Here is a 24,182-nt window from a genome sequence, read left to right as displayed (position 1 = left end):
GCTATGTCCGCGACCCTCCCCGTCATCTCCTACCCCCCGGAGCTGCCCGTCAGCGCCGCCCGGGAGGAGATCGCCGACGCCATCCGCGACAATCAGGTCGTCATCGTGGCCGGCGCGACCGGATCGGGCAAGACGACGCAGCTGCCGAAGATCGCGCTCGAGCTCGGCCGTACCCGCATCGCGCACACCCAGCCGCGACGCCTGGCCGCCCGCACGATCGCCGAACGCGTGGCCGAGGAGCTGCAGGTCGAGCTGGGCACGCTCGTCGGCTACAAGGTGCGCTTCACCGACAAGGTGTCCGACGAGACCCGCGTCGCGCTGATGACCGACGGCATCCTCCTCAACGAGATCCATCGCGACCGACTCCTCACCCGATACGACACGATCATCATCGACGAGGCGCACGAGCGCTCGCTCAACGTCGACTTCCTGATCGGCTACCTCGTCCGCATCCTGCCGGAGCGTCCCGACCTCAAGGTGATCATCACCTCGGCGACGATCGATCCGGAGAGCTTCGCGAAGCACTTCGCGCCTTCGACCAGCTCAGGAACGAGCGGCGACCCCGCCCCGATCATCGAGGTGTCCGGCCGCACCTACCCGGTGGAGATCCGCTACCGCGCGCAGACCGACGAGACCGAGGACGAGGACGAGGTGTCGGCGATCGTCGCGGCCCTGCGCGAACTCGATCGCGAGGAGCCGGGCGACGTGCTCGTCTTCCTTCCCGGCGAGGCGGAGATCAGGGACGCCGCGGATGCCGTGCGCGGCGCATATGCGAAGGATCGCTCCCCCACCGAGGTCCTCCCCCTCTACGGACGCCTTTCGGCCGCCGAGCAGCACCGGGTCTTCGAGCGCAGCCGCGTCGCCGGCGTGCGCCGTCGGGTGGTCCTCGCCACGAACGTCGCCGAGACGAGCCTCACGGTTCCCGGCATCCGGTATGTGATCGACACCGGCACGGCGCGCATCTCCCGCTACAGCAATCGCTCCAAGGTGCAGCAGCTTCCGATCGAGGCGATCTCGCAGGCGTCGGCGAACCAGCGTGCGGGCCGAGCCGGGCGAACGAGCGACGGCATCGCGATCCGCCTCTACGCGGAGGAGGACTTCGAGAAGCGCCCGGAGTTCACCGAGCCCGAGATCCTGCGCACCTCGCTGGCCTCGGTCATCCTGCAGATGCTGTCGCTCGGCTTCGGCGACATCACGGCTTTCCCGTTCCTCACCCCTCCGGACTCGCGTGGCGTGAAGGCGGCCTTCGACCTGCTCACGGAGCTCGGCGCCGTGGAGCCGTCGCGTCGCGACGATTCCCCTCACCTCACCCGCATCGGCCGTGACATCTCGCGCATGCCGATCGATCCGCGATTCGCACGGATGCTGATCGAGGCGGGGCGCCCTTCGACAGGCTCAGGGACCCAGGTCGTGCACGACGTCCTGCCGATCGTGTCGGGCCTGACGATCCAGGATGTCCGTGAGCGTCCGGAGGAGCGTCGCGAGGAGGCCGATCGCCTGCACGCGCGCTTCGTCGACCCGACGAGCGACTTCCTCACTCTCCTCAACCTCTGGAACCACCTGCGTGAGCAGCAGCGCGAGCTGGGATCGAGCGCGTTCCGGCGCCTGTGCCGCTCCGAGCACCTCAACTACGTGCGCGTGCGCGAGTGGTTCGACGTGCACCGCCAGCTCAGCACCTTGGTCAAGGACGCGAAGAAGGGCCCTTCGAGAGGCTCTGGGACCCAGCAGGGGGCCTCGGATCCGGACGCGATCCACCGCGCGCTGCTGTCGGGGCTGCTCTCGCAGATCGGCATCCTCGACGAGCGCACCGCCCCGGCGGGCAAGGGGCACTCCCCCGCGAAGGAGCCGAAGGGTCGCCGTATCGCGGAGTACCGCGGAGCCCGCGGCATCCGCTTCTCGATCTTCCCCGGCTCCGGCCTGCGCAAGAAGAGCCCGCAGGCGGTCATGGCCGCCGAGATCGTCGAGACCTCCCGCACCTTCGCACGCACGGTCGCCGCGATCGACCCCGCCTGGGCGGAACCGCTCGCCGGCGACCTCGCCAAGCGTCAGGTCACGGAGCCGCACTGGTCGAAGGATGCCGGCGCCGCCGTCGCGTTCGAGAAGGTCACGCTGTTCGGCGTCGAGATCATCCCCCGTCGCCGCGTGCAGTTCGCGCGCATCGACCGCGCCGCGTCGCGTGAGCTGTTCGTCCGGCACGCGCTCGTCGAGGGCGAGTGGGATCCGACCCGCATCGACAAGCGGGTCAGTGCGTTCTGGCGCAGCAACCACGAGCTCCGCAAGCGCCTCGAGAAACTCGAGGAGCGGGAGCGGCGCCGCGACATCCTCGCCGGCGACGAGGCCGTCTTCCGGTTCTACGACGAGCGGATCCCCGCCGAGGTCTTCGACGTGCGGTCCTTCGAGACCTGGTGGCGTGACGCGCTGCAGACCACGCCGAAGCTGCTGGTCATGCGCGAGGCCGACCTGCTCGATGACGAGGCCAGGGCCGACCAGAGCGAGTTCCCGACGCGCTGGAACCAGGGCGATCAGGTGCTGGGCCTCGCGTACCGGTTCGAGCCGGGTGCCGCCGACGACGGCGTGAGCGTGGTCTTGCCGCTGCCGCTGCTCGCGCAGATCGAGGACCGCGGTTTCGACTGGCAGGTGCCCGGCCTCCGCGCCGAGCTGGTCACCGGACTCCTGCGCGCCCTGCCCAAGGCGATCCGCCGTCACGTCGTCCCCGCCGCGGACTGGGCGGAGAAGTTCGGCGCCGAGCTCGCGGACCAGGGGCCGGAGAACCACGGCGGCCTGCCGCCGCGGACGCTCAAGGAAGCGCTCGCTCGGATGATCCAGCCGCTGGCGAATCAGCTGGTGGCGGCCGGCGACTTCGAGGACGAGCGCGTGCCGCCGCACCTGCGCATGAACTTCCGTGCCGTCGACGAGCGCGGCCGGATCGTCGGAAGCAGTCGCGACCTGCGTACGCTGCAGGCCGAGCTCTCCGACCGCGCCCGCAGCAGCGTGGCACGGTCGATCGCCGCCCCTCCGCGCACTTCCGGACCCCTGAGGGTATCGAGCGATCCAGCCCCGAAGATCGAGCAGACCGGCCTGACAGCCTGGACGTTCGGCGAGCTCCCGGAGGTCCTCGACACCCGCGTCGCCGGCGGCGTGGTGCGCGGGTACCCGGCGATCGTCGACCAGGGCAAGACCGTCGCGGTGCGAGTCGAGTCCACGGCGGATGCCGCGGCGGACGCGACGCGCAAGGGCGTGCTCCGGCTCGTGCTGCTGGGCGTCCCCTCCCCGTCGTCGTACGTGCAGGAGCACCTCACCAGCCAGGAGAAGCTCGCGCTCGCGGCTTCGCCCTATCAGTCGGCCGCCGCGCTCATCGAGGACAGCCGGGCGGCGGTCGCGCGACGAGTGATCGACGCGTCGACCCAGGGAACCGGGATCGTGCGCAGCGAGGCGGAGTTCGCCCGGGTCCGCGAGGCGGTCTCGGCATCCCTCGTCGATGAGCTGTTCGCCTGCGTCTCGCTGGTCGCGCGCATCCTCACGAAGTCCCGCGAGGTGGAGCGCGGGATCAAGGCGCAGAACTCGCTGGCCCTGCTCGGCCCGCTGAACGACATCCGCACGCAGCTGTCCGGCCTGCTGCATCCGGGATTCGTCTCGACCGCGGGCGTCGAGCGTCTCGCGCATTTCCCGCGTTATTTCGAGGGCATGCTCGACCGCCTGAAGACTCTCACGAACGAGCCGGGCAAGGACCGCGCGCGCATGACGGAGTTCGAGCGGATGGCGAAGGCGTTCGAGGACGCCGGCGGGACGATCCCGCTCCCCACGGATGCCGCGCCCGCACTCGTGGAGGTGCGCTGGCTTCTGGAGGAATACCGGATCAGCGTGTTCGCCCAGCGGCTCGGCACCGCGCAGGCGGTTTCGCCGCAGCGCATCATGAAGGCGCTCGCCGGGCGCTGAGCACCGCACGCGGGTAGCCTGGATCGCATGGCACGCGCGATCGTCTACACCGAGTTCGGATCCCCCGCAGTCCTCCACGAGATCGAGATCCCCGACCCCGTCGCGGCGCGCGGCGATGTGGTCGTGCGGATCGAGGCCGCCGGCGTGAACCCGATCGACGCGAAGCTGCGCAGCCGCAAGCGCCCCTCGCCGGACATCACCGAGCCGCGGCCGGTCGGCTTCGACGGCGCGGGCGTCGTCGAGGTCCTCGGCGAAGGGGTCGACGACTTCGCGGTCGGCGACCGTGTCGCCATCCGCGATGCGCTCGGCACCTACGCCTCGGCGCTGGCGATCGCGACCGAGAAGCTCGTCGCCCTTCCGGATGCCGTGACCGCCGCCGAGGGCGCGGCGATCGGCATCCCGGCAGGCACCGCCTACCAGGCGCTGCGCTCGCTCGGCGTGACCGACGGCGATGTGCTGCTGGTCCACGCCGGTTCCGGCTCTGTGGGCCAGTTCGCGGTGCAGTTCGCCGTGGCCTGGGGCGCGACCGTGATCGCCACCGCGAGCCCTTCCCGCCACGAGCTCCTGCGCGAGCTCGGCGCCATCCCGATCTCCTATGACGCCGGCCTCCTCGAGCGCGTGAGAGACGTCGCACCTGCTCCCGTCACGGTCGTCCTGGACTGCGCGGGCACCGACGAGGCGATCGAGACGTCGCTCGCCCTCGTCGCCGACCGCGACCGGATCGCGACGATCGTACGAGGCCCGGATGCCGCGTCGTTCGGCATCCGCGCCTTCTCCGGCGGTTCTCCCGTGCCCCTCACCGAGGAGGAGCTCGCCTGGCGGGCCGAGGCGCTGCCGAAGACGGTCGAGCTGCTCGCCTCCGGCGACTTCACGATCGAGCTCGGTCCGGAGCTGCCGCTCGCCGAAGCGGCGCAGGCCCATGAGCTCATGGAATCCGGCGCCGCCTCGGGCAAGATCATCCTCGTCCCGTAGGTCGAGAGGTCAGGCCGGCGCGACCGGCCGTCCGATCGACAGCATCAGCCGGTTGGCCCAGTTGAAGAACGCCGCGCCGTGGATGACATCGGCGATCTCCAGATCGTCGAGGCCGGCCGCGCGGAGCCGGGCGATCTCGGCCTCCCCGAACGCACTGGGCGTGTCGGTCAGGGCGACGGATGCCGCGACGACCGCGTTCCACCGCTCGCCGAGGTCGGCCTCCACGCCCGCGTCGAGCAGGCGGTCGACATCGTCCACGCGCTTGCCGTGGTGCGCGGCGAAACGGGAGTGCACCGAGGCGCAGAACACGCAGCCGTTGCGGCGGGATGCCGCGGTCGCCGCGAGCTCGCGCTCGGCCCGAGGGAGGCCCTCGGCGACGTTGTAGAAGATGTCCTTGTCGACGAGGGTGCGCGCCTTCAGAATCTCGGGATCGCGCGCGAGGAGGCGGAAGTAGTCGTTCTTGGCCCGCGCGGCGTCGACGAGCCCGTCGTAGTGCCGCTCGGTGAGCTCCTCCTCGGGCAGCGGCGCGAGGTGCGGCAGCCAGCCGACCTCGCCGCGCGTGAAGGCGTGGGGATGCGGGGCGTCGTGCGTGAGCACGCTCTGGTCGGCGGTCATGCTGCTTCCTCCTCGGAATCGGTCTGCGCGGTCGACGCGAGACCGGCGGCAGCGAGCACCCGGAGACCGGTGATGACCCGCTGCTGGAACGCCAGGAACGACACGAGCTGCGACAGCGTGATGATGCCGTCGGCCGACCATCCGGCGTCGAGCAGTCGACTGATGTCCGCCGCCGACGCCTCCCGCGGACGGAACACCAGCAGGTGCGTGTGCGCCAGTGCGGCGGCGAGCCGGTCTCCGAGAGCCTCGGCGGCGGCATCCGACGGCGCGTAGCGCTCCCCCTCGGTGCTCTCGCCCTGCAGTCCGCGTTCGGTGTATGCGCCGAACGGTCCTTCGACCGCAGCGTCCGACGCCTCGGCCAGCACGACCGCCGCACCATCTGCGTCGGCGGCGAGCGCGCGGTCGGCGTAGAACGTGCCGGTCGCGTCGGAGCTGCCGGCGAGCCGCGTGGCGAACGCGGCGATGAGCTCCCGCTCCGCCTGCGATGCGTGCTCCTCCGAGACCGGACGGAACAGCGCGTCGAAGCTCGCCTGCAGCTGCTCCCTGGTGACGGGGCGACGACGCCGCAGGGCATCGAGCTCGGGCGTCACCCCCGCGATCTGATCGACGATGTCGTGGGTCATGCCTTCTCCTTGATGGTGTCGGTGAGTGCGTAGCCGAGCGCGGGCGCGACCTGCTCGGCGAAGAGCTCGATCGAGCGCAGCACGTGGTCATGCGGGGCGTCGACCGAATGCACCTGGAACGCGACCTCCGTCGCGCGGGCGAGGGTGGAGTCGGCGGCGAGCGACTCCGCGACCTCCTCCGGCGTGCCGAGGTGCGTGTCGAGGGCGACGATCAGCTCGTCGATGCTGTCACCGGGGATCGTCTGGCCCTGTCGCCGGAACCCCTCGGCCGCGCGCCGCAGTCCGACCTCCGCGAAGCGCAGAGCCTCGGCGCGGTCGTCGGCGACGAACACGGTGCGGGAGGCCGTGATCCGCGGCGTCGCACCGTCGGGCAGAGCCTCGAGGTACGCGTCGATGATCGGATCCTGCAGGGCGGCGAGCGGCGCGTGCAGCGCGTCGTCGCGGCGGGGCTGAGTACGGGACAGCAGCAGTCCGTGCCCGTGGACGCCGGCGCGATGGCCGCCCGGCGCCGAGAATGTCGCCTGCCAGATGCGGTCGGCGAGGTCAGCGGCATCCGGATAGAGCGTGTTGCCCGCGCCGATGTCGCGAGCGGTCAGGGCGTCGAGCAGCACGGCGAGCTTGCGGTCGTAGGTCGGCGCCTTGTCGCGCACGTCCTCGCCGAACGGCACGAACGACGACGGGGTGCCGCCGCTGCCCAACCCCAGGTCGAGCCGCCCGTCGGACAGCAGGTCGGCGACCACCGCGTCCTCGGCGACGCGCACCGGATCCTCCAGCGGCAGGGTGATGACGCCCGTCCCCAGGCGGATGCGCGTGGTGCGCGCCGCGATATTCGCCAGGAGCACCAGGGGCGAGGGAAGACCGCCCTCCGCCGCGCGGAAGTGGTGCTGCGCGACCCACGCTCGTCCGATGCCGACGCTCTCGGCCAGCTGGATCTGCGCAGCTGCGAGGGCGTAGCGCTCGGCGGGCGCCGCGTCGTCGAGCAGGCGGGTGAAGAAGGCGACGGTGGGGGCGGTCATGCGGGGATCTCCGTTCGACCGGGCACCGCGGCCAGCAGCTCCCGGGTGTAGTCGTGTTGGGGGTCGTGGAACAGCTCTTCGGTCGGGCCCTCCTCGACGATCCGACCACGGCGCATCACCGAGACCGTGTGGCTGATCCGGCGCACCACCGCGAGGTCGTGCGAGATGAACAGGTAGGTGAGTCCGAGCTCGGCCTGCAGCGAGGTGAGCAGCTCGAGGATGCGGGCCTGCACGGTCACGTCGAGAGCGGAGACCGCCTCGTCGAGCACGACGATCTCCGGGTCGATCGCGAGGGCACGGGCGATCGCCACGCGCTGCCGCTGCCCGCCGGACAGCTCCTGCGGAGTGCGTCGTGCGACGTCGGCGGGAAGCGACACCCGGTCGATCAGCGCGAGCGCCCGTGCACGCTGGTCGGACCGCGAGCCCTGGCGGAAGTTCCGCAGCGGCTCTGCGACGATGTCGACGATCTGCTGGCGCGGATCGAGCGACGCGAAGGGGTTCTGGTAGACCAGCTGGATACGACGACGCAATGCACGCAGCTGCTCGCGCGACGCACTTGTCACGCCGGCCCCCGCGACCTCGATCGTGCCGGCATCCGGCTGCTGGAAGCGGGTGACCAGCCGGGCGGTCGTGGTCTTGCCCGACCCGGACTCCCCCACGAGCGCGTGCGTGGTGCCCTTGCGCACGCGGAACGACACGTCGTCGACGGCGCGGAAGCGCTCGCGTCCACCGACCCGGAACTCCTTCACGAGTCCCTCGGCCACGATCGCGTAGGGATTCTCCGCAGCGACCGCGGCCGCATCGCGCAGGAACGGCGGGGCGTCCGGCCGGCGGAACCCCGTCGCGAACGCCGGAGCATCGGCGAGGAGCTGCTTGGTGTAGGCGTCGGCCGGCGCCGCGAGCACATCGGCGCTCGCACCCTGCTCCACGATCCGGCCGTCCTTCAGCACGACGAGCCGCTCGGCACGGTCGGCGGCGACGCCGAGGTCGTGCGTCACGAGGAGGATGCTGGTGCCCTCCTCGCGGCGCAGCTCGTCGAGCAGGTCGAGCACCTTGCGCTGCACGGTGGCGTCGAGCGCGCTCGTGGGCTCGTCGGCGATCAGCAGCCGCGGGCCCAGCGCGATCGCGGTGGCGATCAGCACGCGCTGCCGCATCCCGCCCGAGAGCTCGTGCGGGTACTGGCGGGCGCGGAGGTCGGGGTCGTCGATGCCGACGCGGTCGAGCAGCTCGATGACCCTGGCGCGGCGGGCCCGGCGATCCCGATGCCCGTGCAGCCGCAGGATCTCCGCCACCTGTGCGCCGATCGGCCGCACCGGGTCGAGCGAGGTCGTCGGGTCCTGCGGAACGAGGCCGATCGCCGGCCCGCGGATGCCGCGCAGAGCACGGTCCGACCAGCCGGAGATGTCGAGGTCGCCGAGCCGCACGCTGCCGCCGTCCACGCGTCCCCCGGCGGGCAGGAGGCCCAGCAGAGCGTGTGCGGTGGTGGACTTGCCCGAACCCGACTCGCCGACGAGCGCGACCGTCTCACCCTCCTGGATCTCGAAGGAGATGCCGTGGACGACCTCGCGTCCGGCGTAGGAGATCCGCAGATCGTTCGCTGCGAGGACGCTCATCGGGTGTTCCTTCCGAGTCGGTGGCTGATGCGGTTGGCGCTGAGCACCACCGCGACGACGACGAGACCGGGGAGGGCCGTGAGCCACCACGCCGTCCCGATGTAGTTGCGCCCCTCGGCGATCAGAAGGCCCCATTCGGGCGTGGGCGGCGGCGCGCCGTAGCCGAGGAACCCGAGCGTCGAGATCGCGAGGATCGCGGTGCCGAACTGCAGGGCGGCGAGCGCGACGATCGGGGTGAGCGAGTTCGGGAGCACGTGCCGGCGGAGCACGGCGAAGAAGGTCGCCCCACTGCCGTACGCGGCCTCGACGTACTCGGTGCGCCGCACCCGGGCGACCTCGGCGCGCATCAGGCGCGCGAAGGCCGCGACGCTGCCGAGACCGACCGCGAGCGCGGCGTTCACGGTGCCGAAGCCGAGCAGGATGATCACCGAGAGCGACAGCAGCAGGCCGGGGATCGCGAGCAGCACATCGACGATCCGCATCAGCACGTCGTCGAGGATGCCGCCGACGGCACCGGCAACCGCGCCGATCAGCGTGCCGAGGCCGAGGCCCACGGTCACGGCGATGAGCGCGCCGGAGAGCGAGTGCACCGCGCCGTGGACTACGCGGCCGAACAGATCGCGGCCGAGCGTGTCCGTGCCGAACCAGTGGGCGGCGCTCGGCGGCAGCAGCTTGTCGGCCGGCGCACCGGTGAGCGGATCGGCCGGGGCGAAGACTCCGGGGATCACGGCCCAGAGCACGGCCAGCACGACGACCGAGATCGCCAGGTACAGGCCCCACGGCAGCGCCCGGAGCGGCGTGCCGGGGCGGACGGATGCCGGAGCGACGGCATCCGTCTCGGGCTCGGGGTTGACCGGGACGGGAAGCGTGGTGAGAACGGGGACGGTCATGCCGGGGCCTCCTGGAGTGCGCGGGGCACGGTCGCCCTCGCGACGTTCCGCTGACGCGGGTCGATGAGCGGCGTCACGAGATCGACGGCGAAGCTGATGAGCACGAAGCCGAGGGCCGACAGCAGCACGACGCCCTGCAGTACCGGGATGTCCTGGTTCGCGACGGCCTGCTCGGTGAGCCGTCCGACGCCGGTGCGACCGAACACGGTCTCCGTCACCACGGCGCCGCCGACGAGCTCGCCGAACAGCACACCCGCGATCGTGAGGGTCGGCACCGCCGCGTTCCGGGCGACCGAGCGGGTGAGCACCCAGACGGGAGGCGCCCCTTTGGCCCGCACGACCGTGATGAACGGCTGGGCCTGCACCTGATCGATGCTGCGCACGAGCACCTGCGCCAGCGGCGCCGAGATCGGCACGGCGAGCGTGAGCACCGGGAGGATGAGGCCCGACACCGGGTCGGCGCCGACGATCGGCACCCATCCGAGGCCGAAGGAGAACACCTGGATGAGCAGGATCCCGAGCCAGAAGACCGGAACGGCCACGAACAGTCCGGGGATCTGACGCAGACCGTCGCGCAGCCACGCGAAGCGCGCGAGCGACGAGAGCCCGGCGACGAGGACCGCGATCACCAGCGCCACGACCAGGCCCAGGAAGGCCAGCAGGAGCGTCGACGGCAGCGCCTCGCCCAGCATCGTGAGCACGGGGGTCCCGAACTGCGTCGAGTAGCCGAAGTCCCCGGCCAGGAAGCCCAGCCCCGCGTGCACGTACTGCTCCCACCACGGCAGGTCGGCGCCGTAGGTCGCGCGGATGCTGTCGAGCTGATCGGGTGAGAGCCCGAGGCTCGGGTCCGAGAACTTGATCAGGATCGCATCGCCCGGCAGCAGCTGCAGCAGGAAGAAGGTGGCCGTGAAGGCCGCGATCAGAACGATCGCGGCCTGCCCGGCTCGTCGGAGGACGAAGCTCATCGGTGCACCGTGCTCATCAGTGCTCGGCGAGCCACACGCCGGAGAAGGTCGGACGACCCACCGACTCGAAGGCCACGCCCTGCACGTAGGTCGCCGCGCCGTACACCTGCGGCTCCTCGAACAGCGGGATCACGTACGCCTGCTCGGCGATGTAGTCCTGCACGGCCTGGGAGGCGGCGACGCGCTTGTCGGGGTCGGGCTCGGATGCCACGGCGAGCAGCAGAGCGTCGAGCTCGGCGTCGTTCGAGATGAGCGTGTCGCGGTTCTTCGTGAAGTACTGGCTCTTGATCACGTCGAGGTCGGCGCGTCCGACCATGGAGTGGTAGAAGCCGGTCTTGAGCGGGTCGCGGTTATCGGCGGCGGCGCTTCCGGCGTCTCCCGGCTTGACGCTCAGCTCGACACCGACCTTCGCCAGCTGCTGCGCGACGAGCTCCAGGGTCTGCTTCGAGAGGGGCTGCGGCTTCGCCTCGTACACCGTGAAGGAGAGGCGCTCGCCGTCCTTCTCGCGGATTCCGTCGGATCCCGGCTTCCATCCCGCATCGTCGAGGAGCTTCTCGGCCTTGTCGGGATCGAACGCGTAGTGCTCGGACTCGTCCTTGTAGCCGAGGGCCTCGGACGAGAGGACCGAGGTCGCGACCGGATAGTTCTCGGTGAAGAGCGTGTCGACGACCTCCTGCGCGTCGACCGCGGCGACCAGCGCCTGGCGGACGCGGATGTCGGTGAGGAGCGGGTTGCTCGGACGCAGGCTGATCGCGTTGTTCACGCCGCGGGTCTGCGGGGCGTAGAGGGTGAAGCCCGCACTCTCGACACGGTCCTCGTCGAAGGCCTGCACGTACCGCACGTAGTCGGCCTGTCCGGCGATCAGCGAGCCGATGCGCACCGAGTCCTCGGGCGTGACGAGCACGTGCACGGCGTCGACGTACGGACGCCCCTGGTTCTCCGCGCTCTCCGGCGCCCACGCGTAGTCGTCGCGCGCCGTGAGCGTGTACTCGGTGCCCAGCTTCTCGTCGGTCACGGTGAAGGGGCCGGAGCCGATGATCTCCTCCGCGTTGCCGGCGCCGAAGTCCTCGATCGTGCCGTCCAGCGTCGCGGGCGAGAGGAGGCCCGAGTTGATGGTCGAGGTCGCCTGCAGGAAACCGGGTGCCGGAGCCGAGAAGCGGAACGTGACCGTGTCCTCGTCGACGACCTCGCTGCTGGCGTAGTTGTTGATCGCTTCGGAGATCGTGAGCCCTCGGTCGGCGACGCCGAGCCCGTACGTGTCGAAGTTCTTCGCCACGGCCGCGGCATCGAGCGGGGTGCCGTCGGAGAACGTGACGTCGGGCTTCAGATTGAACGTGTACTCGGTCGCGTCGTCGTTCACGGTCCAGTCGGAGGCGATCCACGGCTCGATGTCGAGCGACTCCGGGTTCTGCCAGGTGAGGCGGGCGGCGATGTTGTTGACGACGCCGCCGTTGGGGTAGAAGCCGGCCTGCGGCGGGTACAGGTTGGTGTACGTCTGGTGCTCGAGGTAGGTGAGGGTGCCGCCGGTGACGGGGTCGCTCCCCTCGGCCGGCGCGTTGGCCGGTGCCGGCGAGGAGGCGCAGGCGGCGAGGCTCGTCGCGAGGACGAGCGGGAGCGCCACGGCGGCTGCACGGATGAGACGGCGGTTCATGGGAGAGGCCTCCTGGGCTTCGGGTGCACGGGTGCGGGAGTGGTGCGGGACTGCGAGGTGAGGATCACGCTAGGGAAGACGGATGCCGTGCGGCGAAGCGCCGGACACCGACCGTCGCGAGACGAAACGTCCGGTCATGCGTCGACACGGGAGGTCACACGCAGGCGATCGCGAAGGGTCTCGCCGGACCGGTCGGCGTCCGGAGCGAGCAGGCCGCGGCGCCGCAGTTCCGGGGCCGCGATGCGCGTGAACGCCTCGAACTGGGCGGGCTGGAAGGCCGACAGCACATTGAATCCGTCAGCCGCTCCCTCGTCGCGCCAGGTCTCGAAGTGATCGGCGATCGTGCGCGCGTCGCCCACCACGAAGGCGGCCGGCACGGCGTGCGCGGCGACGAGGTGCCGCCAGGTGAGCGGGTCTCCGGCGGAGACGCCGACGCCGGCGATGCGCGACACCCTCTCGACGAGGGCCGCACCGACCTCCCCCAGCCGCGCGGCGTCGTCGGCGGTCACGGGCTGGTCGAAGGCGGCCGCGCGGAGCGGATCGTCGGCGGCGACACCCAGCGTGTCGGCGAGCGCATCGACGGTCCGGTTCGGCGGGAACGCCGTGCGCGTGGTCTGATGCCCTTCCGCGAGCGGCACGAGTGCCAGCAGGCGCTCCACGATGCGGTGCGCCTCGGCATCCGTGTCGGCGACGACCGGGAGCACGGGCGCGATCACCTTCACCTCGTCCGGCGAGCGCCCGGACTCCGCGGCGATGTCACGCAGCCCCGCTCGTGTGGCGATCGCATCTGCGAGGTTCGGCGCGGCGATGAGAGCGAGGTCGGCCTGGGTGGCCGCGAGCGCGCGCGATCGGGGCGAGGTGCCGGCGTGCACGATCGGGATCTGCCCCTGCGGCGGGCGGGCGACGTTCAGCGGACCGGTGACCCGCACCCGCTCGCCCACGAGGTCGGCGGCTCGAAGGCCCTCCGGGTCGATGAGCACGCCGCGCGCGGCATCCGCGATCCAGGCGTCGTCGCTCCAGGAGTCCCAGAGTCGCCGCAGCGCCGTGACGAACTCCTCGGCGCGGTCGTAGCGCGTCTCGTTGTCGGCGTGCGCGTCGCGGCCGTGGTTGCCCGCGGCGCGCGGCTCGGCGCCGGTCACCAGATTGACGCCGGCGCGGCCCCGCGTGAGCACGTCGAGCGACGCGAGCGACCGCGCGGTCGAGTACGGGTCGGCGTAGGTCGTGTTGACCGTGGCGATGAGTCCGATCCGCGACGTGATGCCGGCGAGGAACAGCACGGCGCTGACCGGATCGATCCGAGCGAGCAGGTACGGATCGCGGAACTCCAGGTCGGGCCCGGTCGCCAGCCAGTCTCCGAAGAAGAGGTAGTCGAGTCCAGCGTCCTCTCCCTCCCGCGCGATGCGGCGGAGGATGTCGGCATCGGCCGCCGGATCGCGATGAGCGCCCGGCTGCCGCCACCCCGACGGGTACGCGCCGAGCGTGCGCACCATGGCGCCGATGATGAGAGGTTCCGTCATGTCGTCACCGTAGATTCGCGGTGCGCGCCGCTGCCATGCCGCCGATGCCGGACGTCACGCGATGTCACACTCCGTCACACCCGCGACACCCTCTACGCTGAGATGATGACTGGTCTTCGTTGGGGAATCCTCGCGACCGGCGGCATCGCCGCCTCGTTCGCATCCGATCTACGCACCGCAGGACTCGACTTGGTGGCCGTCGGTTCGCGCTCGCAGGAATCGGCGGATGCCTTCGCCGCCCGCTTCGACATCCCCCACGCGCACGCGTCGTACGAGGCGCTCGTCGCCGACCCGGATGTCGACATCATCTACGTCGGGACCCCGCACCCGATGCACCACGAGAACGCCCGTCTCGCACTCGAGCACGGCAAGCACGTGATCGCTGAGAAGGCCTTCACGCTGAACCGCGCCGAGGCGGAGGACCTGCAGCGGCTCGCCGCCGAGAAGGGCCTGCTGGTGACCGAGGCGATGTGGACGCGGTATCTGCCGCACATGGTCCGCATCCGCGAGATCATCGCCGCCGGCACGTTGGGTGAGATCCGCGTCGTGAGCGCCGACCACACCCAGCTGCTCCCGACCGACCCGGCGCACCGGCTCAACGACCTCGAGCTGGGCGGCGGCGCGCTGCTCGATCTCGGCATCTACCCGATCTCGTTCGTGTACGACATCCTCGGCGCCCCCACCGAGGTGCGCGCCGTCGGGCGCCTCATCGAGACCGGAGCCGACGCCGAGGTCGCGACGGTCATGACGCACGAGGGCGGCGCGATCTCGACCACGCTGTCGTCCTCCCGCGGCGCCGGACCGAACGCCGCGAGCATCGTCGGCACTGCGGCCCGCATCGACATCGATCGCGTCTGGTATTCGCCCACCTCGTTCCGCGTCGTCCTTCCGGACGGCACCGTCCAGGAGGAGTACGTCTCCGAGGTCGAGGGGCGCGGCATGCAGTATCAGGCGCTGAACGCCGAGCGCCTCGTGCGCGAGGGCATCCTCGAGGGGGACATCCTGCCGATCGCCGAGACCGTGGCGATCATGGGCACCCTCGACGAGATCCGCTCGCAGATCGGGGTGCGCTACCCGCGCGAGGAGGCCGACCATGGCTGAGCCCACGAACGCCCGCGTCGCGGTCTACCTGGACTTCGACAACATCGTCATCTCCTGGTACGACCGCGTCCATGGACGCAACGCCTATGGCAAGGACCGCCAGCGGATCACCGAGAACCCGAACGATCCCGACGTCGTCGAACGGCTGAGCCGGGCGATGATCGAGGTCGGCGCGATCATCGACTACGCCGCCTCATTCGGCACCCTGGTGCTCACGCGGGCCTACGCGGACTGGTCATCGCCGGTGAACGCGGAGTACCGCTCCCAGCTCGTGGCCCGTGCTGTCGACCTCGTGCAGCTGTTCCCCGCGGCGGCGTACGCCAAGAACGGCGCCGACATCCGGCTCGCGGTCGATGCCGTCGAGGACATGTTCCGCCTCCCCGACCTGACGCACGTCGTGATCGTGGCGGGCGACAGCGACTATGTGCCGCTGGCGCAGCGGTGCAAGCGGCTCGGGCGCTACGTGATCGGGGTCGGCGTCGCGGGCTCCACCGCCAAGTCGCTGGCCGCGGCCTGCGACGAGTTCGAGGCCTACGACTCGCTCCCCGGCGTCGTGCGTCCGACGAAGCCTGTCGCGCCGGTCGTGACGGCGCCGACGACGGATGCCGCCGAGCCGGCCGCCGAGACCCCGGCAGACGCTCCCAAGGCCAAGGCGCCCCGGAGGGCCAAGTCCAAGGCGACGGCGAAGGTCGAGGAGCCGAAGCTCGACGAACAGGGCGAGGCGACGCAGCTGCTGGAACGCGCGCTGCGGCTCGGTCACGACAAGACCGACGCCGACGAGTGGCTGCACAGCTCGGCGGTCAAGACGCACATGCGACGCATGGATCCGTCGTTCAGCGAGAAGGCTCTCGGCTACCGGTCGTTCTCCGACTTCCTCAAGTCCCGCGACGAGATCGCGGAGCTCGAGGAGACCGGCCACGAGCGTCTGGTCAAGCTGCGCGAGCAGTAGGAATCGACGCCGCTCATTCGGCGAAGTCGTACTCCTGGAAGTCCTCGACCTCCGGCACCCACCGCTCCGCCACGAATGCGGTGTGCGCGGGGTGGGCGTTGTACGCGTCGTAGGCGCCCTGATCCGCGAAGACCATCGAGAACTGATGGTCGAGGTCGCTCTTCGGGCTGATCTGACGGCGGATCGTGAAGTCGGCGACCCCGGGGATGGACGTCAGGACGGCGTGACCCGTGGCGAGGAATTCGCGTTCCTCGACGGAACCCGCCGGATGCACGAGGCGGAAGACGACGGTGTGCTGGATCGACATGGGGCTCCTGAGTGCGAAGAGGTGGTCACTGATTGCTGAACGCGGCGTCGAAGGATGCCTCGGGCTTCGGCCACAGCAGCGAGCGCACGTAGGCGAGGGCTTCAGGAGCGCCGTGCAGGCGGTCCATGCCGGCGTCCTCCCATTCGATGGAGATGGGACCGGTGTAGCCGATCGCGTCGAGCGCGCGGAACGAGTCCTCCCAGGGGACGTCGCCATGGCCGGTCGAGACGAAGTCCCACCCGCGCCGCGGATCGCCCCATGGCAGGTGCGAGCCGAGCACCCCGGCGCGGCCGTTGTGCGGGCGCATCCGGGTGTCCTTGCAGTCCACGTGGTAGATCCGGTCGGCGAAGTCGACGATGAACCCGACCGGATCGATGTTCTGCCACATCATGTGCGAGGGGTCCCAGTTGAAGCCGAACGCCTTCCGGTGGTCGATCGCCTCCAGGGCCCGCACCGAGCTCCAGTAGTCGTACGCGATCTCACCAGGGTGCACCTCGTGCGCGAAGCGCACGCCCTCGCCGTCGAACACGTCGAGGATCGGATTCCAGCGGGCCGCGAAGTCCTCGAAGCCGCCCTCGATGACGGATGCCGGCACCGGTGGGAACATGGCCAGATACGGCCAGATCGATGAGCCGGTGAACCCGACCACCGTGTCGATGTCGAGCTTGCGAGCCACGCGCGCTGCGCGCTTCATGTCCTCGGCCGCCCGCTGCCGCACTCCCTCGGCGTCGCCGTCGCCCCACACGTGTTCGCGCAGAATCGCCTGGTGCCGGAAGTCGATCGGTGCGTCGCACACCGCTTGACCGGCGAGATGGTTCGAGATCGCGAAGATCTTCAGCCCGTGCCGGTCGAGGATCTCGAGGCGCGAGGCCACGTAGGCGTCGTCCTCGTCCGCCCGCTGAAGGTCGAGGTGATCGCCGGATGCCGCGACCTCCAGCCCGTCGTATCCCCAGTCGGCCGCGAGGCGGGCGACCTCCTCGAACGGGAGATCGGCCCACTGACCGGTGAACAGGGTGACGGGGCGGACGCTCATGAGTGCTCCAATGCGCGAAGGGCTGCGATGCTGCGCGAAGCCAGTTCGTCCTGGCTCGCCGCGAGCGGGCGCCAGACCGACGCGGCGACCGCGATCGTGGCGTTCTCGCCGGTGAAGCTCTCCAGCCCCAGCGGACCGCGATAGCCCGCGTCGTCAAGCGCCCGCAGGATCTCCGGCCAATCGGTGTGGTCGTCGCCGACAGCGCCGCGGTCACTGCCGCACACCTGCACGTGCGCGATGGCCGCTCCCGCGGCACGGATCGCGTCGGCGGGCTTCTTCTCCTCGATGTTGAGATGGTACGTGTCGAGAGCCAGTCCGACGCCCGCGCCGATCAGCGGCTCCAGCGCGTCGAGCCCCTGCTCAACGGTGTTGATCACGCTCGTCTCATAGCGGTTGAGCGGCTCGACGGCGAGGGTGATCCCGAGATCCGCGGCCTCGGTGGCGAGCGGCGCGAGGTTCTCCCGCAGCTCGCGGATGACCGCGGCGCGCTCGTCGGCGTCCATGCGCCAGGCGACCCCGGTCGGCGCGTAGAAGGGGCCGGCGACGGCATCCGATCCGAGCACGCGTGCGGCGTCGATGCAGGCCCGCAGATACTCCTGCGTGGCCGCGACATCGCCGACACTGTCTATGAGGGACCGCTTCGGCCCCATCGCGCCCACGACGATCGCGCCGAGACCGAAGCCGTCGAGCGTCTCGCGCACCCGCACCGGATCCCAGTCCCCCACATTCTCGAGCGGGAGCTCCAGCGCGTCGTAGCCGAGGTCCGCGGCCTTCCGCGCGAGCGGTTCGAGCGTCGCATCCGAGAGCGGTGATGTCCACACCCACGTGTTGACGGCGATCGTGTGGGGCATCGTTCTCCTCTGAATCATGCCGGCGGGCGTTTCGTCTCGTCGCTCCGCTCCTCGCTCAACGACCGGGGTCCGGTCGTTGAGCGAGCGAAGCGAGACGAAACGCCCGCGCTCGTCCCGTCAGGTTACGGGATCTGTCGCTGCTGCCACACGGTGGGGTACCCCGGAAGGTCCTCCCCGCCGAACTTGGCGTAGTGGCCGTCGGGCATGCCCTCGTTGGCCTCGAGGTACTGGTCGAGCTCGCCCTCGGTGATCGGCTTCTGCGGGAGCACCCATTCCTTCGGCACCTCTTGGCCCGCGAAGACCATCTGCGCGGCGAGGAGCGGCGTGCGCCACTGGAAGTTCGAGTACACCGGCGCGAGACCCGTGAGACCGGTGTCCTTCCACTTGCGGAGGAAGCTCATCTCGTCCTCTCCGGTCATGACCGGGTAGTCCGCTCCGGCGTCCTCGAACGCCTCGATGGCCGCGACGGCGCCGTCACCGGCATCCATCCAGATGCCCTGCACGTCGCCCTTGGCCAGCTCATCCGAGATGATGCTCTTGATCTCGGCAGGATCGGCGCCCGTGAAGTAGTCCACGGCCTCGATGCCGGCCTCGTCGAAGAGCTTCTCGGCAGCCGCCCAGCGGTGCTCCAGCACGTCCACGCCCGGCAGGATGCGGAGTGCGACGACCTTGTCACCCTTCTCGAGGTTGTCGATGAGGAACTCGGCCGTGTCGATACCCCAGGCGAAGCCGCCGATCGGGTGGATGAACGAGACGTAGCAGTCGGTGTTCACGCCGCGGTCGAAGACGATCACGGGCTTGCCGGTCTCGCACGCCCGCTCGACCGCCGGAGTCATGGCCGCCGTGCTGTTCGGCGAGATGAGGAACACGTCGCAGTTGCCCTCGGCGATGAAGTAGTCGATGTCGGCGATCTGCGTGTCATCGGAGTCCTGCGCGTCGCGCGTCTCCATCTCGCTGATCGCGCCATCGGCCTGCAGCGCCTTCAGCTGCTCGTTCATCGTGATCCAGCCCGTCTGACGCCACGGGTTGGAGATCGAGGCGTTCGCGAAGCAGGCCTTCTTGGCCCCCTCGCTCGCGAACTCGGCCGTGTCGACCATCTCGGCGTTGATGTGCTGCAGGTACGGCTGGTCGGCCGGACCCTGCGGGTCGACACCGCGCTCCTCGTTCTGCTTGTCGAACAGCTCCTGATCGAACCATTCGGTCGTCTCCGCGGACTCGTCGGGACTGTCGGACTCGGCCGGCGCGACGGACGGGTCGGTCGTGCACCCGGCGAGCGCGATGAGTCCGAAGAGAGCCACCCCTGCGGTGGCGATCCTCATTGATCGTCGCATTGCTAATCTCCTCTGATCTTTTCTGTGTGGATGGTGCTGGTCGATACGGCTTCTGCGGTGGTGAGGTCGGGAGGGGTCTGCGGCCCGCGCTTGCGCCGCGCACGGAAGGCGACGGCGGAGTAGGCGACGGCCGCGATGATGATGACGCCCTGGACGGCGTCGCGGAGCGTCGAGGGGACGCCGGCGATGTTCAGGAGCATGAAGAGCGCCTCGAGGGCGAAGGCCCCGGCGGCGACGGCGACGATCCAACCGCGTCCGCCGCCCAGCACCACGCCGCCGAGCACGACGGCCGTGATGGCGATGAACTCGTAGCCGCGGCCGACCGAGGGGTGCACGCCGGCGTAGCCGACGAGCAGCACGGCCGAGAGCGAGGCGGACAGCGAGGAGATGACGAACGCCCGCGTGGTGACCCAGGCGCGGCGCCCGCCGGCGTAGTCGACGGCACCGGCGTTGTCGCCCACCGCGATGAGGGATTTGCCGAGGGGCAGCTTCGTGATCCAGATGCCCAGCGCGAGCCAGGCGATGAGGATCAGCACGGCCCACGGGATGAACTCCAGGAACGGCACGTCGCGGATCCCGCCTCGGCCGATCTCGCGGAAGCTGTCGGCCGGGTTCCCGGTCGCCGCTCCCCCGGTCCACCACATGACTCCACCGAGGAGCGCGAGCATCATGCCCAGCGTCACGATGAACGACGGCACCTTGAGGAGCGTGGTGATGATCCCGTTCACGAGTCCGACGGCGACGCCGAAGACGACCATGAGCAGCAGCACCGGGATGGTACGGGAGTCGTCCTGGCCGACGAGGTTTCCCGCGATGATCACCTGCGCCGTGATGAGCGAGCCCTGCGAGAGGTCGAACTCTCCGGCGATGATGACGAAGTACTGTCCGATCGCGACGATGGCGATCGGCGCCACACGCTGGATGAAGCGCATCAGCTGACCCGGTTCCGCGAAGCTCGGGTTGAGGATCATGACGGCGATCAGCAGCAGCACGAGGAGCAGGAAGACCGCGCCTCGAGGGCTGACGAGCGAGCGCAGGACGTTCATGCGCGCCCTCCTTCCGCTGCGGTAGTCGTATCGGCGAGCTGCGATGCGGCCGCCGCCATCTCGTGTTCGGCCGCCTTGGCCGCGTCGTCGCCGCCGGTGCGGGTGCCGCCGGCGCCGAAGCGCGGACGACGACGCACGATGGCACGGCGGCTGTAGACGGCGACGGCCGCCACGATGACCACGCCGCGGACGACGTCCTTGAGGAACGGGTTGACCTGCATCACGCTCATGACGTTGTCGACCACGGCCAGGATGGCGACGCCGCCGACCGCGCCCCAGATCGATCCGCGCCCGCCGAGGAGCAGCGTGCCGCCGAGGACGACCGCGGCGATCGAGAGCAGCGCGTAGCCGCCCTGCTGTCCGACCGTGGGACTGCCGACGCCGAGACGGCTGGCCAGCAGGAGACCGGCCAGTCCGGCGAACACCGAGCACAGCACGTGGGCGGCGATGAGCGGCGGACGTGTGCGGACGCCCGACAGACGGGCGATCTCGGGGTCGCCGCCGACCGCGTAGAGGTGGGCACCGGTGCGGGTGCGGTCCAGCAGGAACCAGACGAGCACAGCCAGCGCGATCATGATGATGGTCGACACGGGCACCGGTCCGACGCCGGTCGCGCCGATCAGCTGGAACTCCCACGGCACGGATCCGGACGACCCCTCGAAGTTCGTGTTGAGGATGCCCTGCAGGATGAGCCCTGTGCCGAGTGTCGCGATGAAGCCGTTCACCTTGAGCACCGTCACGATGAGCCCGTTGACGAGGCCGATCCCGGCGCAGACGAGCAGCGTGATCGCCACGGCGGCCGGGATGTTGCCCGGGTTTCCGTTCATGATCGTCGCCCCCAGCAGGCTGGCGAGGCTGATGACGTAGGTGACGGACAGGTCGAGCGAGGCGCCGAGGACCACGAGCGTCTGCCCGATCGCGACGAGGCCGAGCACGCTCATGCCGGTGAGGATGTCCCGGATGTTCCCGGGGCTGAGGAAGTTGCGTCCGACGGTCCCGATCAGGATCGCCCCGATGATGAGGGCGAGGATCAGGATGCCGAGGACGATGACCGTGGAGTCGATCCGGATGCGCTTCATCGCGCACCTCCGTCCGTTGAGTTCGGGGAGTCCACCGCGCCGGTCGCCGCCCCGAGGATCTCGTGCTCCGCGGATCCGACCGGCAGCTCGGCGACGAGCTCGCCGTCGTGCATGACGAGGATGCGGTCGCTCATGCCGATCACCTCTGGCAGCTCGCTGGACACCATGAGCACCGCCTTGCCTTGAGCCGCGAGCTCGCGCATGAGCTGGTAGACGGCGTACTTCGCGCCGACGTCGATGCCTCTGGTCGGTTCGTCGAAGAGCACGATCTGGGGCTGCGTGAGCAGCCACTTCGCCAGGACGACCTTCTGCTGATTGCCGCCGGAGAGGAAACGGGCCTCCTGGTCGAGTCCCCGAGAGCTGATCTCGAGCGAGCTGAGCACGCCGGGCACCTCGCGACGCGAGGCGGAGGTGCGACCGGGGAAGACGCTCCGCACGACGAGCAGTGCGTTGTCCAGCACCGACTGCCCGAGCGCGAGTCCCTGCGCCTTGCGGTCCTCCGACACCAGGGCGAGTCCGGCGCGGACGGCGGCCCGTGCGCTGGTGATGCGCACCGGGGAGCCGTCGATCCGCATGGTCCCGCGGGTGAACGCCTGGATGCCGAAGACGCCCTCGACGAGTTCGGTGCGCCCCGAGCCCTGGAGCCCCGCGACCCCGACGATCTCGCCCGCACGCAGCGTCAGCGACACCCCGTCGACATAGGCGTTGCCGCAGTCCTCGAGCTCGATGCGCGGCTCGCCCACCGTCGTGCCGTCCACGGCATCCGGGAAATACGACTGGATCGACCGGCCGACCATGCGCCGGACGAGCTCGTCGGTCGTGAGGGCGGCCGTCTCGTCGGTGGAGACGAGAGCGCCGTCCTTGAGGATCGTGATGCGGTCGCACAGATCGAAGATCTCCTTCAACCGGTGCGAGACGTAGATCACGGCGACACCGCGGGAGGTGAGGCGGCGGATGATCGCGTACAGGAGCTCGACCTCGCGATCGCTGAGCGCCGCGGTGGGCTCGTCCATCGAGATGACCTGCGCATCGAACGAGAGAGCCTTCACGATCTCGACGATCTGCTGCTCCGCCACCGTGAGCGAACCCACGCGCGCCTGCGGATCGATGAAGGAGACGCCGAGGTCGGCGAGGAGTGCGGCGGTGCTGCTGATCATCGCCTTCCGGTCGACGAATCCGGCGCGGCGCGGCTCGCGTCCGAGGTAGACGTTCTGGGCGACCGTGCGCTCCGGCAGGAGGGTGAACTCCTGGAACACCGTGACGATGCCGGCATCCATCGCCTGCCGAGGGTGCGCATGGCGCACCTCCTCGCCGCGATAGGCGACCACGCCCTCGTCGGCCGGCTGCACGCCGGCGATGATCTTCATCAGGGTCGACTTGCCCGCGCCGTTCTCGCCGACCAGGCCGTGCACCTCGCCCGGTCGCACATCGAAGTCGATGCCCTTGAGCACCTCGACACCGAAGAACGACTTGCGGATCCCGTTCACTGCGAGCACCGGCTGTGTCGTGGTCGCGTTCATGCCGTCACCTCCACCCATCGTCCGTCGTCCGCCGCCGACTCCAGGACCGCCTCGGTGAGCACGGCCGAGCGGTGTCCGTCGGCGAAGGTCGGCATCCCCTCCGGCTGCGCACCGGCCATCGCCGCGTAGACATCGGCGATGAACCCGTTGAAAGCATCCTGATACCCCATGGAGTGCCCCGCGGGGACACGCTGCAGTCGCGCCGAGTCGGGATCGGAGCCGGCCGGATCGCGCAGCAGCAGACGGGATTCCTCGCGCATGCCGATCCAGAGCTCCTCCGGGCGTTCCTGCTCGAAGCGGATGCTCTGCCGCGAGCCGTGCAGCTCCAGCGTGAGCGCGTTCTTCCGCCCCGCGGCCATCTGCGAGATGAGCAGCGTGCCCAGAGCCCCCGAGACGGTCTCGACGAGCACGGCGACGATGTCCTCGGTGTCGACCTCGTGTCCTGCGCGCTCCGGGAACACCCGGCGCGTGCGGGCACTCAGTGCGCGGATGCGCTCGCCGATCACGAACTCGATGAGATCGCACAGGTGGGAGCCGATGTCCGCGAACGCGCGGGATGCGCCGCCCGCAGCCGAGCGCACCCGCCAGTCGTCGTCGGTGGAGAACAGCATCCAGTCCTGCAGGTAGGAGCAGTCCAGGGTGAGGAGCTCGCCGATGTCGCCGCGGGCGACCCGGGCTCTCGCCTCGCGCACCATCGGGTGGTAACGGTAGATGAAGGGGACGGCGGCCACGCGCCCTGAGGCCTCCGCGGCGTCGGCGAGCGTCTTCGCATCGTGCGCGGTCGTGGCGAGCGGCTTCTCGCACACCACGTGCTTGCCGGCCTGCAGGGCGCGCAGGGCGAGTTCCGCGTGCGTCGCGTTCGGGGTGCAGATGTGGACCACGTCGATGTCGGCCGCCTCCAGGAGCGCGATCGCGTCGGATTCGGCACGGTCGGCGCCCAGCGCATCGGCCGCGTGGCGGCTTCCCGCGGCGGAGCGGGTGGCGACGGCACGAAGCTCGCCTCCTGCGTCTCTGGCCGCCGTGCGATGCACGCGGGCCATGAATCCTCCGCCGAGGATGCCGGCTCGGATCGTTCCGAGACCGGTGTCTGTGACATCCGTTGTCATGTCGGCGATTCTGACACACGCCTCGCCACTTTTGCTAGCCCTTCGTCAAAAGTTGTCGTTT

20 protein-coding genes are annotated in these 24,182 nt (G+C 70.2%); 4 read left to right on the top strand and 16 right to left on the bottom strand.

All coding sequences use genetic code 11. The features are described 5' to 3' along the window. The first annotated feature begins 3 nt into the window (after positions 1-3). Entirely contained in the window at positions 4-3,936 is a 3,933-nt protein-coding gene (gene hrpA, locus ABD648_RS19175; protein ID WP_282216525.1) for an ATP-dependent RNA helicase HrpA, read from the top strand. 27 nt (positions 3,937-3,963) lie between these two features. Beyond that, positions 3,964-4,908 carry a quinone oxidoreductase family protein gene (locus tag ABD648_RS19170; protein WP_282216524.1) on the top strand — a complete coding sequence of 315 codons (945 nt, stop codon included), beginning with the start codon at positions 3,964-3,966 and terminating at the stop codon, positions 4,906-4,908. 9 nt (positions 4,909-4,917) lie between these two features. On the opposite strand, the gene ABD648_RS19165 is transcribed toward ABD648_RS19170, so the two are convergent. The 8 genes from ABD648_RS19165 to ABD648_RS19130 form a co-directional block, all read right to left on the bottom strand. Next, positions 4,918-5,523: an alkylhydroperoxidase domain protein gene (locus ABD648_RS19165; protein WP_282216523.1), complete on the bottom strand. Its 606-nt coding sequence runs from the start codon at positions 5,521-5,523 to the stop codon at positions 4,918-4,920. Then, positions 5,520-6,146 (bottom strand): CMD domain protein, encoded by a 627-nt coding sequence (locus ABD648_RS19160; RefSeq protein ID WP_282216522.1) that lies wholly within the window; start codon positions 6,144-6,146, stop codon positions 5,520-5,522. The genes ABD648_RS19165 and ABD648_RS19160 overlap by 4 nt, the downstream gene beginning before the upstream one ends. Beyond that, positions 6,143-7,162, bottom strand: coding sequence for a putative FMN-dependent luciferase-like monooxygenase (locus tag ABD648_RS19155; RefSeq protein WP_282216521.1), 1,020 nt, complete (start codon positions 7,160-7,162; stop codon positions 6,143-6,145). The genes ABD648_RS19160 and ABD648_RS19155 overlap by 4 nt, the downstream gene beginning before the upstream one ends. Next, positions 7,159-8,775 carry a dipeptide ABC transporter ATP-binding protein gene (locus ABD648_RS19150; RefSeq protein WP_282216520.1) on the bottom strand — a complete coding sequence of 539 codons (1,617 nt, stop codon included), beginning with the start codon at positions 8,773-8,775 and terminating at the stop codon, positions 7,159-7,161. Before ABD648_RS19150 ends, ABD648_RS19155 begins: the two co-directional genes overlap by 4 nt. Beyond that, positions 8,772-9,665 carry an ABC transporter permease gene (locus ABD648_RS19145; RefSeq protein WP_282216519.1) on the bottom strand — a complete coding sequence of 298 codons (894 nt, stop codon included), beginning with the start codon at positions 9,663-9,665 and terminating at the stop codon, positions 8,772-8,774. Before ABD648_RS19145 ends, ABD648_RS19150 begins: the two co-directional genes overlap by 4 nt. Continuing rightward, the gene (locus tag ABD648_RS19140) at positions 9,662-10,630 is read right to left on the bottom strand and encodes an ABC transporter permease (protein WP_282216518.1); all 969 of its coding nucleotides are present in this window, start codon (positions 10,628-10,630) and stop codon (positions 9,662-9,664) included. Before ABD648_RS19140 ends, ABD648_RS19145 begins: the two co-directional genes overlap by 4 nt. A 16-nt stretch (positions 10,631-10,646) precedes the next feature. Then, positions 10,647-12,281, bottom strand: coding sequence for a TIGR04028 family ABC transporter substrate-binding protein (locus tag ABD648_RS19135; protein WP_282216517.1), 1,635 nt, complete (start codon positions 12,279-12,281; stop codon positions 10,647-10,649). A 134-nt stretch (positions 12,282-12,415) separates the two neighbouring features. Next, on the bottom strand, positions 12,416-13,798 hold the full coding sequence (locus ABD648_RS19130) for an NtaA/DmoA family FMN-dependent monooxygenase (RefSeq protein ID WP_282216516.1): 1,383 nt from the start codon (positions 13,796-13,798) through the stop codon (positions 12,416-12,418). Between the two features lie 105 nt (positions 13,799-13,903). On the opposite strand from ABD648_RS19130, the gene ABD648_RS19125 reads away from it, so the two are divergent. Beyond that, complete coding sequence (locus tag ABD648_RS19125; protein ID WP_282216515.1) at positions 13,904-14,899, top strand: Gfo/Idh/MocA family protein; 996 nt, start codon at positions 13,904-13,906, stop codon at positions 14,897-14,899. Further along, on the top strand, positions 14,892-15,848 hold the full coding sequence (locus ABD648_RS19120) for an NYN domain-containing protein (protein WP_282216514.1): 957 nt from the start codon (positions 14,892-14,894) through the stop codon (positions 15,846-15,848). Before ABD648_RS19125 ends, ABD648_RS19120 begins: the two co-directional genes overlap by 8 nt. Before the next feature lie 13 nt (positions 15,849-15,861). On the opposite strand, the gene ABD648_RS19115 is transcribed toward ABD648_RS19120, so the two are convergent. From ABD648_RS19115 to ABD648_RS19080, 8 genes are all read right to left on the bottom strand, one after another. Further along, a complete protein-coding gene (locus ABD648_RS19115; RefSeq protein WP_282216513.1) occupies positions 15,862-16,155 on the bottom strand; it encodes a Dabb family protein in 294 nt (97 codons plus the stop codon). A 25-nt stretch (positions 16,156-16,180) separates the two neighbouring features. Then, positions 16,181-17,188 (bottom strand): sugar phosphate isomerase/epimerase family protein, encoded by a 1,008-nt coding sequence (locus tag ABD648_RS19110; protein ID WP_282216512.1) that lies wholly within the window; start codon positions 17,186-17,188, stop codon positions 16,181-16,183. Next, on the bottom strand, positions 17,185-18,039 hold the full coding sequence (locus ABD648_RS19105) for a sugar phosphate isomerase/epimerase family protein (protein WP_282216511.1): 855 nt from the start codon (positions 18,037-18,039) through the stop codon (positions 17,185-17,187). The genes ABD648_RS19110 and ABD648_RS19105 overlap by 4 nt, the downstream gene beginning before the upstream one ends. A gap of 122 nt (positions 18,040-18,161) precedes the next feature. Next, a complete protein-coding gene (locus ABD648_RS19100; protein WP_282216510.1) occupies positions 18,162-19,370 on the bottom strand; it encodes a substrate-binding domain-containing protein in 1,209 nt (402 codons plus the stop codon). 2 nt (positions 19,371-19,372) lie between these two features. Further along, the gene (locus ABD648_RS19095) at positions 19,373-20,416 is read right to left on the bottom strand and encodes an ABC transporter permease (RefSeq protein ID WP_282216509.1); all 1,044 of its coding nucleotides are present in this window, start codon (positions 20,414-20,416) and stop codon (positions 19,373-19,375) included. Continuing rightward, positions 20,413-21,495, bottom strand: coding sequence for an ABC transporter permease (locus ABD648_RS19090; protein ID WP_282216508.1), 1,083 nt, complete (start codon positions 21,493-21,495; stop codon positions 20,413-20,415). The genes ABD648_RS19095 and ABD648_RS19090 overlap by 4 nt, the downstream gene beginning before the upstream one ends. Then, positions 21,492-23,015, bottom strand: a complete 1,524-nt coding sequence (locus tag ABD648_RS19085) for a sugar ABC transporter ATP-binding protein (protein WP_282216507.1) — start codon at positions 23,013-23,015, stop codon at positions 21,492-21,494. Before ABD648_RS19085 ends, ABD648_RS19090 begins: the two co-directional genes overlap by 4 nt. Next, positions 23,012-24,121: a Gfo/Idh/MocA family protein gene (locus ABD648_RS19080; protein ID WP_282216506.1), complete on the bottom strand. Its 1,110-nt coding sequence runs from the start codon at positions 24,119-24,121 to the stop codon at positions 23,012-23,014. The genes ABD648_RS19085 and ABD648_RS19080 overlap by 4 nt, the downstream gene beginning before the upstream one ends. Positions 24,122-24,182: the final 61 nt, after the last annotated feature.

Source organism: Microbacterium luteolum (assembly GCF_039533965.1).
GTDB classification, from domain to species: domain Bacteria; phylum Actinomycetota; class Actinomycetes; order Actinomycetales; family Microbacteriaceae; genus Microbacterium; species Microbacterium luteolum.
Note: the sequence above shows the minus strand (reverse complement) of the source record. Positions and strands in the feature narration are given on the sequence as shown.